17 protein-coding genes are annotated in these 13819 nt (G+C 60.3%); 5 read left to right on the forward strand and 12 right to left on the reverse strand.

Going from position 1 to position 13819, the window contains the following annotated elements; translation table 11 throughout:
* Positions 1-46 precede the first annotated feature (46 nt).
* The 4 genes from HJA_RS11735 to ruvX are packed head-to-tail and all read right to left on the reverse strand — an operon-like array spanning position 47 to position 3720.
* Complete coding sequence (locus tag HJA_RS11735; protein ID WP_035582475.1) at positions 47-1339, reverse strand: amidohydrolase family protein; 1293 nt, start codon at positions 1337-1339, stop codon at positions 47-49.
* Entirely contained in the window at positions 1336-2283 is a 948-nt protein-coding gene (locus HJA_RS11740) for an aspartate carbamoyltransferase catalytic subunit (protein ID WP_035582478.1), read from the reverse strand. Before HJA_RS11740 ends, HJA_RS11735 begins: the two co-directional genes overlap by 4 nt.
* 55 nt (positions 2284-2338) lie before the next feature.
* The gene (locus HJA_RS11745) at positions 2339-3265 is read right to left on the reverse strand and encodes an AEC family transporter (protein ID WP_035582481.1); all 927 of its coding nucleotides are present in this window, start codon (positions 3263-3265) and stop codon (positions 2339-2341) included.
* Complete coding sequence (gene ruvX, locus HJA_RS11750; RefSeq protein WP_035582483.1) at positions 3262-3720, reverse strand: Holliday junction resolvase RuvX; 459 nt, start codon at positions 3718-3720, stop codon at positions 3262-3264. The genes HJA_RS11745 and ruvX overlap by 4 nt, the downstream gene beginning before the upstream one ends.
* Before the next feature lie 74 nt (positions 3721-3794).
* Here ruvX and gatC point away from each other — a divergent pair, with 74 nt between their 5' ends.
* Together gatC and HJA_RS11760 are read left to right on the forward strand one after the other, a co-directional pair.
* Entirely contained in the window at positions 3795-4082 is a 288-nt protein-coding gene (gatC, locus tag HJA_RS11755; RefSeq protein WP_035582486.1) for an Asp-tRNA(Asn)/Glu-tRNA(Gln) amidotransferase subunit GatC, read from the forward strand.
* Positions 4083-4109: 27 nt separating this feature from the next.
* Positions 4110-4631 (forward strand): hypothetical protein, encoded by a 522-nt coding sequence (locus HJA_RS11760; protein ID WP_155839947.1) that lies wholly within the window; start codon positions 4110-4112, stop codon positions 4629-4631.
* Here the strand turns inward: HJA_RS11760 and HJA_RS11765 are convergent.
* Complete coding sequence (locus HJA_RS11765; RefSeq protein WP_035582491.1) at positions 4628-5104, reverse strand: DUF6491 family protein; 477 nt, start codon at positions 5102-5104, stop codon at positions 4628-4630. The two genes, HJA_RS11760 and HJA_RS11765, sit on opposite strands and share 4 nt — an antisense overlap.
* Before the next feature lie 139 nt (positions 5105-5243).
* Between HJA_RS11765 and gatA the strand changes: the two genes are divergently transcribed.
* Together gatA and HJA_RS11775 are read left to right on the forward strand one after the other, a co-directional pair.
* Positions 5244-6716, forward strand: a complete 1473-nt coding sequence (gatA, locus tag HJA_RS11770; RefSeq protein ID WP_035582495.1) for an Asp-tRNA(Asn)/Glu-tRNA(Gln) amidotransferase subunit GatA — start codon at positions 5244-5246, stop codon at positions 6714-6716.
* A gap of 10 nt (positions 6717-6726) precedes the next feature.
* Positions 6727-7176 (forward strand): hypothetical protein, encoded by a 450-nt coding sequence (locus tag HJA_RS11775; RefSeq protein ID WP_035582498.1) that lies wholly within the window; start codon positions 6727-6729, stop codon positions 7174-7176.
* Here the strand turns inward: HJA_RS11775 and HJA_RS11780 are convergent.
* On the reverse strand, positions 7145-7531 hold the full coding sequence (locus tag HJA_RS11780; protein WP_035582506.1) for a hypothetical protein: 387 nt from the start codon (positions 7529-7531) through the stop codon (positions 7145-7147). The two genes, HJA_RS11775 and HJA_RS11780, sit on opposite strands and share 32 nt — an antisense overlap.
* 201 nt (positions 7532-7732) lie before the next feature.
* On the opposite strand from HJA_RS11780, the gene gatB reads away from it, so the two are divergent.
* Positions 7733-9244: an Asp-tRNA(Asn)/Glu-tRNA(Gln) amidotransferase subunit GatB gene (gene gatB, locus HJA_RS11785; RefSeq protein ID WP_035582508.1), complete on the forward strand. Its 1512-nt coding sequence runs from the start codon at positions 7733-7735 to the stop codon at positions 9242-9244.
* Positions 9245-9247: 3 nt separating this feature from the next.
* On the opposite strand, the gene HJA_RS11790 is transcribed toward gatB, so the two are convergent.
* From HJA_RS11790 to HJA_RS11815, 6 genes are all read right to left on the reverse strand, one after another.
* Positions 9248-9682 (reverse strand): HIT family protein, encoded by a 435-nt coding sequence (locus HJA_RS11790; RefSeq protein ID WP_035582509.1) that lies wholly within the window; start codon positions 9680-9682, stop codon positions 9248-9250.
* 1 nt (position 9683) lies between these two features.
* Positions 9684-10094, reverse strand: a complete 411-nt coding sequence (locus tag HJA_RS11795; protein ID WP_035582510.1) for a hypothetical protein — start codon at positions 10092-10094, stop codon at positions 9684-9686.
* A complete protein-coding gene (locus HJA_RS11800) occupies positions 10091-11254 on the reverse strand; it encodes a GNAT family N-acetyltransferase (RefSeq protein ID WP_035582511.1) in 1164 nt (387 codons plus the stop codon). Before HJA_RS11800 ends, HJA_RS11795 begins: the two co-directional genes overlap by 4 nt.
* Positions 11255-11263: 9 nt before the next feature.
* Positions 11264-11998, reverse strand: a complete 735-nt coding sequence (locus HJA_RS11805; protein ID WP_035582512.1) for a glycerophosphodiester phosphodiesterase family protein — start codon at positions 11996-11998, stop codon at positions 11264-11266.
* A gap of 2 nt (positions 11999-12000) precedes the next feature.
* A complete protein-coding gene (locus HJA_RS11810; protein WP_035582514.1) occupies positions 12001-12462 on the reverse strand; it encodes a RidA family protein in 462 nt (153 codons plus the stop codon).
* 76 nt (positions 12463-12538) lie between these two features.
* Positions 12539-13813 (reverse strand): DNA polymerase IV, encoded by a 1275-nt coding sequence (locus HJA_RS11815; RefSeq protein WP_035582526.1) that lies wholly within the window; start codon positions 13811-13813, stop codon positions 12539-12541.
* Positions 13814-13819: the final 6 nt, after the last annotated feature.

Below are 13819 nucleotides of genomic sequence, written 5' to 3' on the forward strand. Positions count from 1 at the left end.
AACACGTTTAAGTGGTAGGCAGAGATGAGCGTCCGGGCAAGCCTTCTCAGGCGAGGCTCGCATGCGCAAAGACTTCTTCTCCGCCAACAAAAGTCCGCAGGACGCGGCCCTGCAGCCGACGTCCGTCGAATGGCGAGTTGGTTGAGCGGGAGCGCAGGTGCTCACGTTCGCACAGCCAGGGCTTGCCGGGATCAAAGAGGATGACGTCTGCTGGTGCATTCTTCGCGAGCCGGCCTTGCGGCAGGCCCAGCATATCGGCTGGCCGGCAGGTAATCGGCGCCAGCGCTTCGAGCAGGCTGAGCGGGCCATCATGAACCAGGCTGAGCATGGCAGGGAGAACAGTTTCCAGTCCGGCCGCCCCGAACGCCGCTTCGCCAAAAGGCAGGCGCTTTTCTTCAGGTGGCTGAGGGTCATGGGCGGAGACGACGGCGTCGATCAGCCCGTTTTTCAGTGCATCGATCAAGCCCAGCCGGGTCTCTTCATCCCGGAACGGAGGGTTGACCTTGCAATAAGTCAGGTAGTCGCCGACATCCAGCTCGTTGAAGAAGAAGCTGTGTGCCGCAGCGGTCGTGAACACTTTGGCACCTCGCTTGCGGGCCTCCATGGCGATTGCCACGGTGCGCGGTGTCGACACCTGGTCCAGGATCAGGGTGCATCCCGTTGCCTCTGCCAAGGCTGTGTCCCGCATCGCGCCGATCCATTCGGCCTCGACCGGGATTCCGGGCAAGCCCATCCGTCCGGCAAGCTCTCCGGCATTCATCACGCCGGAACCTGACAGAGACCGCTCGTCCGGGCGAGACATGATCGAGGCGCCAAGACTGGCGGCATAAGCCATCGTCCGTTTAAGGATCGAGGCGTTCGCAACAGGCATGTCGCCATTGGTGAACAGGACAGCGCCTGACTGCGCCATCAGGCCGATCTCGGCCATCGCGTTGCCATCAAGACCCGTTGTCAGGGCGCCTGCCGGGTAAATGCGCGCAGAAGCATTTGCCCTGGCCGTGTCCGCAACGAACCTGACCAGCGCCATGTCGTCGATTACCGGCCGCGTGTCAGGCATCACGACGAAGCTGGTAATGCCGCCTGCAACAGCAGAGCGCGAGGCTGTGGCCAGCGTCTCCTTTTGTTCGATGCCCGGTTCGCCTGTTTTGACGCGAAGGTCAATCAGGCCGGGGGCGAGACAAAGACCGGCAGCGTCGATTGTGTTTGTCGCGTCGGCATGCGGTTCGGTCTGGCCGTTGGCGATCTCCTTGATCTTTCCCCGGTCGATCAGGATGGCGCCGGTTTCATCCAGTCCGCTGGCCGGGTCGAGCAGGCGGGCATTGTAGATGCTGAGGCTCATGCGGGCCCTCCCGCCAGAAGGTGAAGCACGGCTTCGCGGACGGCGACGCCCATTTCGACCTGTTCGGTAATGACCGATTGTTCGCCATCGGCAATGGCGCTTTCGATCTCGATTCCCCGGTTCATCGGGCCGGGGTGCATCACCGTCGCATCCGGTTTGGCGAGCGCGAGCCGGTCTTTTGTCAGCCCGAAATAACTGAAATATTCACGGCGGCTAGGCAGGAAGGCCCCATCCATCCGTTCCAGCTGCAGGCGAAGCATCATGACGATGTCAGCGCCTTTCAGGGCTTTGTCGAAATCGGTCGTGGCGCTGGCTGCGCCCCAGGTCTCGGTGCCCGATGGTAGCAGCGTGCGCGGCGCGCAGAGATGCACTTCTGCCCCCATCAGATGAAGCGCCTGAGTTGTTGACCGGGCCACACGCGAATGCGCAATGTCACCGCAGATCACGACTTTCAGGCCTTCGATGCGGCCTTTGGTGCGCCGGATCGTAAGTGTGTCCAGCAGTCCCTGTGTTGGATGCTGATGCGTTCCGTCGCCGGCATTGATGACGGCGCAATCCACCTTGCGGGACAAGAGTTTCGGCCCGCCAGACGCCGAGTGCCGCACGATCAGGGCATCCGGTTTCATGGCATTCAGCGTCATCGCTGTGTCGATCAGCGTTTCGCCTTTCTTCACGCTTGAGGCGGCAACCGGCATCGAAATGACGTCTGCACCGAGCCGGCGGGCAGCAATCTCGAAACTGCTCATGGTCCGGGTGGAGTTCTCGAAGAACAGGTTCACCACAACCTTGCCCTTGAGCACCGGATCCGGCCGGATGCCAGCACGGGTCGCCTCGGCATAGCGGTCCGCAAGGTCCAGAATGTGGGTAATATCGAGAGGAGAAAGCCCTTCAATACTGAGCAGGTGCTCGTGATCGAAGCTGTAGTGATATGCCGCCCGGTTCATGGAGGCCCTTTCGATTTTTGGCGGTTTAGGCCCGATTCCGCCGGGCTTCAAGCCCTCAGGCCGCTGCAAGCTGCATCACTGCGAGGTACAGCAATGGCATCGTGATCATGGCAAGGACTGTCTCAACCGCGATCAGGTTGGCGGCGAGCGGGGCGTCTCCACCCAGCTCGCGCGCAAGAATGTAGGAGGATGTGGCGGTTGGCGTCGCGGCGCATATGACCGCAATCGTCAATGGAACGCCGGAAAGGCCAAGCAAGAGTCCGAAGCCAACGGCAAAGACAGGCAGTCCGATGAGCCTGACGAGCGACCATGAGAAGGTTCGTGGGCCGGCCCGGCGCAGGGCAGATAAATCTACACCCGCACCAGCTGACAGCAGACCGAGTGCGAGGGCCGCGTCACCCAGAATGCCAAGACTGTCATCCAGAAGCTCTGGCAACTCAATGTTAGCGGCTGCCAGGGCAAGCCCTGCGGCGCACGCAATCACGATCGGATTGCGGACAAGGGCCAGAATCGGCTTGGGCGCAGGGCCGTGCGGCCGGTCGGCATGGGCGATCAGGGCGTAGACCGACAGGACATTGGCCGTTGGAATCATGGCAGCGGCGGCGATGGTCACCAGGGCGAGGCCGTCCTGTCCGAACAGAAGGCTGCCAATCGAGAGGCCGATCATCGTATTCCAGCGGACATTCGACTGAATGACTGACCCGACCGCCGGCCGAGGCATGCCCGGCAGGAAGCGTCCGAGCCAGCCAACGCCTGCGAGAGCGAACTGCGCGAGAATCAGCGCGCCGGCCAGACGCCAGGGGGCTGTCTCAAACGGAGCGTTGGCGAGGGTCCGGACAATCAGGGCCGGGAACAGGACGACATAAGACAGGCGTTCGATGGCCCGCCAGCTTTCCGTCGGAATCCATTTCCTGACAGAAAGCACATGGCCGAGCGTGACAATCGCAATGACGGGCAGCAGTGCATATAGAAATCCGCTCATTCGCCTCTCTCCAGCCGCTCGAGCGCCGATTTGAGAATGATCGCCGCTGCGGATGCGTCAATTCGCTCTGCCCGGCGCTTGCGGGACAGGTCAGCCTCCAGCATTGCCCATTCGGCTTCGGCTGTGGACAGACGCTCATCCTGCAGCAGGATCGGCACATCGCGATGTTTCAGGATGTTCCAGGCAAGGGCCCGGACCGACTGGACGCGCGGACCTTCGCTACCGTCCATGTTAAGGGGCAGGCCAAGCACCAGCCCCACCGCGGATCGATCATCATACAGGTGGAACAGCCGCTCCAGCACCGGCGCAAGTTTCCGGCCCTTGGGAATGGTTTCCACCGGGCTGGCGATCATGCGCAGGGCATCGCAGGACGCTACGCCGATTGTCTTCGTTCCCGGGTCAAGCCCGAGCAGGGGACCGGCAGAAGGGAAATCGGCGACATCAACGACTGGCATGGGGTGCCCACATAGCGCCTTGATGGGGCGTTGCCTATGGCGTATTCCGGCCGCAGCAATTTCGGAGAGTTCCCATGAGTGTCACGAAAGACGATGTTCGCAAGGTTGCGCGCCTGTCGCGGATCGCAGTCGACGAGGCGCATCTGGAAGAACTGGCTGGTGAACTGAACGGCATCCTCGGCTGGATCGACCAGTTGAACGAAGTCGACATTGACGGCGTGGAGCCGATGACTTCGGTGGTCGAAACCAAATTGCCGATGCGCGAAGACGTGGTTACCGACGGCAATATTCCCGATCAGGTGCTGGCCAATGCCCCCCGTACCGAAGACGGCTTCTTCGTGGTACCGAAATCTGTGGAGTAGTATTTGGGTGGATACACGTTGGAGCAATTGAATCAGATTGCTCAGCTGGCAGTTTCACTAATGACGCTGATCGGTGCACCGATCGCGGTCTACCTTTTCTTCCGGGATCGTTCCATCGAGCGGCAGGACCGCATCAATGAAGTATATCGCAGGTCGTCTGACAGATACGCTGGCTTTTTGGGCCTCATGCTGTCGCATACCGACACCGGCGTGTACCTCCATGGCGATGACGAGGATCTGCCGACCGACCTAGACCGCCGGCGTTCGATACTTTTCGAAATCGTCACGCAGATGCTGGAAGACGCATATCTCGTCTATGAGCGCAGTCCCAACGGCCAGCGCAAGCAGCAATGGGCCGGGTGGCTGGCCTATATTCGGATGTACTGTGCCCACACTCCTTACATTGCGTGGTGGGAAGCCCGGATCGGCGATGTGGAGACAGCGAAAGAAGGCGCCTCGTCCTACGATCTGGGTTTTGAAACCCTGATGTTCGAAGAACTCAGAAAAGCAAAGCGCCAGATCATTGTGGACGCCGCTCCTGTGCTCTAGCTTTCGCCCTGGGCTTGTTCGTCTGCTTGCTCGTCTGACTTCGTTTCAGAGGTGTCTTCTGCCTCACCAGCCTTCGGATCCCATTTGTAGATAGACTTCACCAGGCAGCGTGATTTGCTGAAGGGGGTGCTGCTACTGCTCGTCAGCGAGTCCGACACGATGACATGGTCACCCGCAGTCAGGCAGTTCATGGTCGAGTCCATTCGCATGGTCATTGCATGCTGGAGCGGCGGACATGATCCGAATATCTCGATCAGATAATAGTCCCGGCCTTCCCGGACGGTGAATGTGTCGCGCGTGTTGTCGCCAAAACTGTCGATATTGCTCGCAAAGCAGATCCGGTCGACTTCCTCGCCCAGACGCGGGTCGTCCGCGTATTTCGCGACGCCTTTGGGTTTCGGTTCAGTGTCGGCTGTCGACGCGCAACCGGCCACGGCTATCAGTGCTGTAAAAAGGGACAGACTCAGGCGCATGACACTCTCCTTCTGCGCGTTTCAGGGCTCACAATGGTGTGACGAACTGATTTCTACCTGACAAGCGCTCTCACAGAGACTTGAACTTTCGTCATAAGCCGTCATAGCAGGCGGTCAGAATTGCCGGAGATACGCCACGATGACCGACCTGACGAAACTGACCCTTGCGGACGCTTTGGACGGGCTGAAGGCGAAGAAGTTCTCGTCCCGGGAGATCACGCAGGACTTCATCCAGACAATCGAGGCTTCCCGTGTCCTCAACGCCTATGTTGTTGAAACCCCGGAAAAAGCCCTGGAAATGGCCGAGCAGGCTGACGCGCGCCTTGCCAAGGGTGAAGGCGGCAAGCTGGAAGGCGCCCCAATTGGTGTGAAAGACCTCTATTGCACCAAAGGGGTTCGCACGACGGCCTGCAGCAACATCCTCGGCGAATTCACACCGACCTATGAGTCCACCGTCACGCAGAATCTGTGGAACGAGGGTGCAGTCATGCTGGGCAAACTCAATATGGATGAGTTTGCGATGGGCTCGTCCAACGAGACGTCCCGGTTCGGGCCGCCGATCAATCCGTGGCGCCGTCAGGGCGACAATGCCGGGCTGACGCCGGGCGGATCGTCCGGTGGATCGGCTGCGGCAGTTTCCGGAGACCTGTGCCTGGCGGCAACGGCTTCCGACACGGGCGGTTCCATCCGCCAGCCAGCGGCTTTCACCGGCACCGTCGGGATCAAGCCCACCTATGGCCGGGCCAGCCGTTGGGGCATGGTGGCGTTTGCCTCTTCACTGGATCAGGCCGGACCGATCGCAAAGACCGTGGAAGACTCCGCCATCCTTCTGGACGTCATGTGCAGCCATGACCCGAAGGACTCAACGTCGCTTCAGGTCGAGCAGCCGGACTGGCGGGCCGAGGTTTCAAAAGGCGTGAAAGGTATGCGTATCGGTATTCCGAAAGAATACCGCATGGACGGCATGTCTGAAGAAATCGATGCACTCTGGAACAAGGGCATTGAATGGCTGAAGGCTGCCGGTGCTGAGATCGTCGACATCAGTCTGCCGCACACAAAGTACGCCCTGCCAGCCTATTATATCGTCGCGCCGGCGGAGGCTTCGTCTAACCTCGCGCGCTATGACGGCATGCGCTACGGTGCACGCGTGGATGGCGACAATCTGACGGCGACCTATGAAGCGACCCGCGCCGGTGGGTTCGGCCGGGAAGTGCAGCGCCGCCTGATGATCGGCACCTATGTGCTGTCATCGGGCTATTACGACGCCTATTACCTGCGAGCGCAGAAGGTGCGTACCAAGATCCTGCATGACTTCGTCGATGCATTTGAAACCTGCGATGCGATCCTGACGCCGACCTGTCCGTCTGCGGCCTTCGCCTTCGGTGAGAAGAGCGGCGATCCTGTGGAAATGTACCTTAATGACGTGTTCACGGTGACGACCAACCTCGCCGGCCTGCCGGGTATATCCGTGCCGGCTGGCCTGTCATCCGATGGTCTGCCGCTTGGCCTGCAGGTGATCGGCAAGGCGCTGGATGAGTCGGCCTGTTTCCGCGTTGGCGGTGAACTGGAACGTGCAGCCGGGTTCGTGGCCAGACCGGAGAAGTGGTGGTAGGCTTCGCGCCATGACCCGCTTTCTTGTTCTGTTTGGAATCCTGCTGGTTATCGCGATTGCGATGATTGCAGCCGCGGCGATGCAAGCCGACATCAGTCTGATGGATTCGAAGGCCACACCGCTTTGGCTCTGTGCTGTGGCTGTCGCGGCCTATGTCGCCTGGCGGATCGAGGGTGTCCTGAAACGCCGTGAACGGAAACAGGATGTATCGGTTGGCGAAGGACGTGGCTTCCTGAAGACAAAGGTTTCTCCGGCGCAATCGGCCCGCGCCGCACGAGTTGCTGCGCGTCGCAAGAAGCTGATTGCGGAAGGTAAGCTGGAAGCCGATCCGGAACCGGAGACTAAACCGGAAACCGGTGACGAGGCGCCCAGCCGAGTCTCACAGGCGGCCCCGATCAAGGATCGGATGGCCGCCCGGGCCGAACGGGTCAGGCAAGCGAAGGAACAGGGGAAGCTTTAGGCGGCTTACGGCGACTGGACGGTGCCGCGTCTGCAGCGCTGACAGCCGGTGCCTTTGTGCCGCCCCGCGGGCCTTCATCCTCGTCAGCAGGCTTTTCGCCGCGATCTGCGATCCGCGTAACGTGAACGCCAGCGCCAATCAGGCCGCCAATCGGGCCGAACTGAAGCAGCATGGCCAGGATGAACAGGATCGGAATGTTCATGTCCAGATTGCCGAGCGTCAGGAACAGGGCGCCAAACATGGCCCCGCCGAAGATCAGGCCGATCGCGAACCCGGCAATAATGTGACGCAGGAACCCCTGCGCGATGTGACGCTCGTCGTCGCTTGCGCCATCAAGGATCATTTTGAAGAGCATTATTCTTATTTCCCCTTCGCGCTTCCTCCCGAAGCAGTGGTGTAAATTTGCCGCACATTCCAGCTAAGGAAAACCCCTTAGTTTTGAGCATCTCCATAAAACCGGATATTTCAGCGCCTTATAGGGTGTCAGCGTGGCTCGACAGGGCTGGTCACGCGGGGCTAAAAGGACCGGATTCTGCTGTGACTAATCGAGGGAACGATGTCTGTACGCACCCCCTACACGATCAAGGGCGACACGGGTGACTGGGAGCTGGTCATGGGCCTCGAAGTCCATGCCCAGGTGTCATCCAATGCGAAGCTGTTCTCCGGGGCGGCCACAGCGTTCGGTGCCGACCCGAACTGCAATGTTTCCCTCGTAGATGCGGCCATGCCCGGCATGCTGCCCGTCATCAACCGGTTCTGCGTGGAGCAGGCGATCCGGACAGGCCTGGGCCTGAAAGCGCAGATCAATCATTACAGCCGGTTCGACCGGAAGAACTATTTCTATCCTGACCTGCCGCAGGGCTATCAGATCAGCCAGTTCGCACATCCGATTGTCGGGGAAGGCGAGATAGAGGTGGACGTGGAGCCCGCGCATGGCGGCGAGGCCTATTCCTTCCCCTGCCGGATCGAGCGCCTGCACCTGGAGCAGGATGCCGGCAAATCCATCCACGACATGGATCCGAACTCCACCTATGTGGACCTGAACCGGTCCGGTGTGGCGCTGATGGAGATCGTCTCCCGTCCGGACGTGCGCACACCTGCCGAAGCGGCTGCCTATGTGAAGAAGCTGCGGGCCATCGTGATCGCGCTGGGCACCTGCGACGGCGACATGGAAAAGGGCAACCTGCGCGCGGACGTGAACGTTTCCGTTTGCCGCCCCGGCCAGTACGAGAAATACCGCGAGACGGGCGACTTCGGTCATCTGGGGACACGCTGCGAGATCAAGAACATGAACTCGTTCCGCTTCATCCAGCAGGCCATCGAGTATGAAGCCCGGCGCCAGATCGAGATCATCGAAGCTGGCGGCAAGGTGGATCAGGAGACCCGCCTGTTCGATCCGAACAAGGGCGAGACCCGCTCCATGCGCTCCAAGGAAGACGCGCACGATTACCGCTATTTCCCGGACCCGGACCTTCTCCCGCTGGAAGTGGAAGAAGCCTGGATTGAGGAAATCCGGTCGACCCTGCCGGAACTGCCGGACGAAAAGCGTGCGCGTTTCGAAAAAGACTATGGTCTCTCGCGCTATGATGCGGGCGTCCTGACGGCGGAAGCCGACAAGGCTGCCTTCTTCGAGGAGGTTGCCAAAGGGCGCGATGCGAAACTCGCGGCCAACTGGGTGACGCAGGAGCTGTTCGGTTATCTCAACAAGGAAGGCCTGGAGCTGTCCGAAAGCCCGGTGTCTGCAGCTGACCTCGGCGGCCTGATTGAGCTCATTTCCAACGACACGATCAGCGGCAAGATCGCCAAGGACGTCTTTGGGCGGATGATCGCCGGTGAAGGCAAGCCGGCCGAGATCGTCGAGAAGCACGGCCTGAAGCAGGTGACCGACACCGGCGCGATTGAGAAGGTTGTCGACGAGATCATCGCCGCCAACCCGGAGCAGGTCGCTCAGGTCAAGGAAAAGCCGAAGACCATGGGCTGGTTCGTCGGGCAGGTGATGAAGGCTTCGGGCGGCAAGGCCAACCCAAAAGCCGTCAACGACATCCTGAAAGCAAAGCTCGGCCTGTAAGCGTCAGAGCGCGGCGCGGATCTTTTCCGCAATAGGTTCCAGCTCTTCCGGTTTTGCCATGCCACCTTCGGCATGGCGGCCGAGTGGCTTGCCTTCCCATCGCGGAATGATGTGGAAGTGCAGGTGGTATACGGTCTGCCCAGCCGGGGCGCCATTGAACTGGCTGACCATCAAACCGTCCGGCGTCAGGGCCTTTTCGACGGCTCGGGACACTTTCTGCACCTTCAGCATGTACTGGCCGAGATAATCTGACGGCATGTCGAGGAGGTTCCGGGCCTGAACCAGCTTTGGAATGACGAGCGTATGTCCTTCGCTTTGCGGAAAGACGTCCATGAAAGCGAGGGCGACTTCGTCTTCATACACTTTGATGCTCGGCATTTCGCCCTTGAGGATTTTCGCGAAAATATTGTTCGGGTCGTAAGAGTCGTGAAGCGTCAATTTAGGGCCTTTCTAGAATTGTCATCTGTTTTCCGTCATCGCTTATCCGGTGTTTCCAGATCAATGCCATTCCGACGAGAATGATCAGGGGATCAAGGGAAATCAAAACCATTGCCCATGCCCGCCATCGGATGCGCTTGGGAGCAATGTAGAAAACGGGTTCCTGCAGCGCTTCTTCCAGACGGACTGCTGCAGTGTCCTTCATGTTCCGCACATACTCCCGTGCAGCTGGCAGCTGTCTGGTCGGAATGCTGATCCTGATGCCACCCAGTGCAGGGATGGAAAAGGGATTTATGGATGTATGGCCATAATTGTCTAACGTAGCGTTGAAGCCGCCATCGGTCAGCAAGGAAGCAACGATCAGCGCTTCTTCCATCATCAAGTAGGTGCCGAATGTAGACTTGGGGCTCATTCGCCCTTCTTAAACGGCGTTCGCTCGTTCAGGTAGTCCTGATCGTGCTCGACTGCGGCGCGCTCGCGTTCGAGATAGTCCGCGACGGCATCCCGCAGGCCGGGATGAGCTATCCAGTGCGCGGAATAAGTCAGTACCGGGACATAACCCCGCGCCAGTTTGTGTCCCCCCTGGGCGCCAGCCTCGACGACGGCCAGCTTGTTGGCGATGGCATAGTCGATCGCCTGATAATAGCAGGTTTCAAAATGCAGCATGGGACGCGGGTCGAGTGTGCCCCAATAGCGTCCATAGAGCGTATCAGACCCGATCATGTTCAGCGCCCCCGCAATGGCTTCACCGTCTTCCATGGCGAAGACGAACAGCATGTCGTCTGCCATGCGCTCGCGGAGGAGGGAGAAAGTCAGGCGGTTGAGGTAAGGAGAGCCCCACTTGCGGCTGCCCGTGTCCAGGTAGAATTCAAAGAAGCGGTCGAGATGAGCTTCGGTAATATCGGCGCCACGGATATGAACGAAGTCGAGCCCTTCCTGCGCTTTGGCGCGTTCCTTCCGCAGGTTCTTGCGTTTTCCCGACGACAATTCCGCCAGGAAATCGTCGAAGCTGTCATAATCACGATTGAGCCAGTGAAACTGCTGGTCTGTCCGGCACAGCATCCCGTTCAGCATCAGGGATTGCGATTCCTCTTCTTCGAGGAAATTTATGTGCAGGGAAGAGAGCTTGTTCTGTTCAGCAAAGCTGACGGCGGCGCTTAGCAGCAGCGCCCTGATCCTGGCCTCGTCCGGTCCGGGCGCGGTCAGGCGCCTGCGGCCGGTGACCGGGGTAAAGGGCACCGCGCTCAGGAGTTTCGGATAGTAGGATCCGCCCGCACGCTCGAAGGCATCGGCCCAGGAGTGATCGAAGACGAACTCACCACGTGAATGCGTCTTGCCGTAGAGGGGCATGGCACCACGCAGCACGTCATTTGCGTCTCTCACCAGAATGTGCCGCGGGATCCATCCTGTGTCGGGGGTCGCGGCGCCAGAGCTTTCCAGTGCTTCGAGAAATTCCCAGCTCAGGAATGGGTCCCTGCGGATGCCCGGCGGATTGGCGACGGCATTCCATTCGCCTGGGTCGACTTCCGAGAGCCCGGTGGCGATGTCGATGCGGAAAGTCGTGTCGTCCATTCCCCCAATCTAGGTGTTCAGGCGCTGTGAGACCAGTTCCGGATCCAGATGCTCGAAGATGACTGCTGCGCCATGCTCCTTGCAGCGATCAAGGTCATCCTCACTGCGTACGGTCCAGACGATAATTGGCAGATTGCTGCCCTGAGATTTCAGAGCCGCGCGTTCGACGTCTGACGTGTGGACCGCAAGATAGTCGATCCGGTCGGCAATGGCGCGCTCCAGGACTGCATCGAACGTATCATCGCCGACCCTGGAGGCTGGTCCGATCAGTTGGCCCCGCATCAGTCCCATGGGCAGGGCGCGGACGGCCTTCTCCGAAAAGCTCATTGCCGCCGCGAAGCCTTTCCAGTGAGCCAGGCGGTCTCCGACACGGCGGGCGAAGGCTTCCGGGTCGGTGTTTCCATCGATCTTCAACTCGGTCAGCAACGGCAGCTGGTAAGGCCATATCCGGAGCAATTCGAGGAAGTTCGGTACATGTTCCGACGAACCTGCGAGTGAAAGCCGGCTGAGCTCTTTCGCATTCAGCTCCTCGGTCTTGCCGGACCGTTTGGTCATCCGGTCGAGCGTGTCATCGTGGAAAACCACCGGCGTACCATCGCGGGCCGGCCGGACATCGAACTCAATGCCCAGCCCGGCCATACGGGCACGCCGGAAGGCTTCCAGCGAGTTTTCAGGCGGGCCGTTCGCCGACCACAGGCCGCGATGCGCGTAGCGGAACTTGCGGGGATCGAACGGCGTGGCCATGGCTAGTCAGTAAACTCGATAACCGCATCGATCTCGACAGCGACTCCGAGCGGCAGAACGGGTGCAGCGACGGCGAACCGGGCATGCTTGCCGGCATCGCCGAACACTTCGACCATCAGGTCGGAGCAGCCATTGATGACCTGCGGAATGTCCGTGAAGTCCGGATGGGCATTCACGAAACCGCCGAGCTTGACGATACGCTTCACACGGGAAAGGTCACCCAGAGCGTCTTTGCACTGCGCGATGATATTGATCCCGCACTGGCGTGCCGCCTGCTGGCCGGCCGAGAGTTCCATGTTTTCGCCGAGACGGCCCAGCATGCGGCCTTCTGCGGTCGCGCTGACCTGGCCGGAGATGAAGAGAAGGTTGCCGGTTTTCACATAGGCCACATAGGTCGCGACAGGCTTCATCGGCTCGGGAAGGGAGATGCCGAGCGCATCGAGACGGGCTTCAGGGGTACTCATGGATGTATCTCCGGGATTTACTGGTCAGGAACTGCAGACTTGCCGCACGCCGCCGCCGGCGGCAAGCGCTCCACGCCTATTCCTTTTGCTTCTGGCCCATGCGTGCTGCACGGCCGGTCATGACGGCATCCTGGCCAAATTTTGCCCGGGCAGCGTCTGACGCACGTTCTGCGGCTGCACGCCGGGCGATGCGTGGGTCCAGAAGGTCGGTTTCGTCTGCTCGATGGTCTGAAAGTTCGGAGATGCCGATACCGATCAGCCGGTACTTCCGGCGCTCGTCAGCTTCCCGTGCGAGCAGGGGGCGGGCGGCCCGAAAGATCGATTGCGCGATCTGGGTCGGCTCGGACAGGGACACCCGCCGGGTCAGCGGCTTGAAAGTGGAGGTTTTCAGCTTGAGGGTGATGACGGAGCCGACCACACCGATCTGTTTCGCCCGGTCGGAGGTTTTGACACAAAGCTTCCAGAGCTGGTCTTCCAATTCGGCAAGATCGGAAATGTCTGTCCGGAACGTGGTTTCCGCCGACACGGATTTGCGTTCCTCATCAGTACGGACAGGGCGATTGTCCTGCCCGTGCGCCACGCGCTTCAGCCACATGCCTGTTTCGCCGTACCGTCCGATCAGGGCCTTCAGCTCAGCTTTCTGCAGGTCACCGATCGTCTCAAACCCGTCCTGTTCGAGCTTGGCAGCGAATTTCGGTCCCACTCCATGAAGGAACCCCACGGGGCGGGGCGCGAGAAGCGCTTCGGCCTCATCCGGTGAGATCACGGCGAAACCGCGCGGCTTGTCGAGCTCGCTGGCAGTTTTGGCGAGGAATTTGTTGGCGGAGAGGCCCACCGAAACCGTGATGCGGAGTTCCTGCTCTATCTCTGCTGCAAGGCGGGCAAGAGACGCTGCTGGCGGCGCCTTGTGGATCGCTTCGGTACCGGACAGGTCGAGATAGGCCTCGTCGATGGAAACGGGCTGTACCAGCGGCGTCAGGGCCTCCATCTTCTCCCGCACAATCGCTGCGGCTTCGGAATATTTGCCCCGGCTGGGCTTTACCACAGTTGCCTCGGGACAGAGTTTCATGGCCTGGAACATCGGCATGGCCGACCGGACGCCGTACAGCCGCGCAATGTAGCAGCAAGTGAGCACCACGCCGCGCTCTCCGCCGCCGACGATCACCGGCTTGTTGTTCAAGGCAGGGTTGTCACGTTTCTCGATCGCCGCGAAAAAGGCATCGCAATCGATGTGGGCGATATGCAGGGTGTGCAAGGCAGGGTGACAAACGACACGAAAGCTCCCGCAGGCGGGGCAGGCGCGCCCGTCCGTGAGTTCAAAGTGGAAACAGTCCCGGCACAACAGGCTCATCGTCTC

This window comes from Hyphomonas jannaschiana VP2, assembly GCF_000685215.1.
Taxonomy (GTDB): domain Bacteria; phylum Pseudomonadota; class Alphaproteobacteria; order Caulobacterales; family Hyphomonadaceae; genus Hyphomonas; species Hyphomonas jannaschiana.

Coding starts and splice junctions, on each gene's coding strand:
- gatB (WP_035582508.1), top strand. CDS start 7,733: ATGTCTGTACGCACCCCCTACACGATCAAGGGCGACACGGGTGACTGG.
- HJA_RS11780 (WP_035582506.1), bottom strand. CDS start 7,531: ATGCTCTTCAAAATGATCCTTGATGGCGCAAGCGACGACGAGCGTCAC.
- HJA_RS11810 (WP_035582514.1), bottom strand. CDS start 12,462: ATGAGTACCCCTGAAGCCCGTCTCGATGCGCTCGGCATCTCCCTTCCC.
- HJA_RS11775 (WP_035582498.1), top strand. CDS start 6,727: ATGACCCGCTTTCTTGTTCTGTTTGGAATCCTGCTGGTTATCGCGATT.
- HJA_RS11800 (WP_035582511.1), bottom strand. CDS start 11,254: ATGGACGACACGACTTTCCGCATCGACATCGCCACCGGGCTCTCGGAA.
- gatC (WP_035582486.1), top strand. CDS start 3,795: ATGAGTGTCACGAAAGACGATGTTCGCAAGGTTGCGCGCCTGTCGCGG.
- HJA_RS11735 (WP_035582475.1), bottom strand. CDS start 1,339: ATGAGCCTCAGCATCTACAATGCCCGCCTGCTCGACCCGGCCAGCGGA.
- HJA_RS11765 (WP_035582491.1), bottom strand. CDS start 5,104: ATGCGCCTGAGTCTGTCCCTTTTTACAGCACTGATAGCCGTGGCCGGT.
- ruvX (WP_035582483.1), bottom strand. CDS start 3,720: ATGCCAGTCGTTGATGTCGCCGATTTCCCTTCTGCCGGTCCCCTGCTC.
- gatA (WP_035582495.1), top strand. CDS start 5,244: ATGACCGACCTGACGAAACTGACCCTTGCGGACGCTTTGGACGGGCTG.
- HJA_RS11740 (WP_035582478.1), bottom strand. CDS start 2,283: ATGAACCGGGCGGCATATCACTACAGCTTCGATCACGAGCACCTGCTC.
- HJA_RS11745 (WP_035582481.1), bottom strand. CDS start 3,265: ATGAGCGGATTTCTATATGCACTGCTGCCCGTCATTGCGATTGTCACG.
- HJA_RS11815 (WP_035582526.1), bottom strand. CDS start 13,813: ATGAGCCTGTTGTGCCGGGACTGTTTCCACTTTGAACTCACGGACGGG.
- HJA_RS11795 (WP_035582510.1), bottom strand. CDS start 10,094: ATGAGCCCCAAGTCTACATTCGGCACCTACTTGATGATGGAAGAAGCG.
- HJA_RS11805 (WP_035582512.1), bottom strand. CDS start 11,998: ATGGCCACGCCGTTCGATCCCCGCAAGTTCCGCTACGCGCATCGCGGC.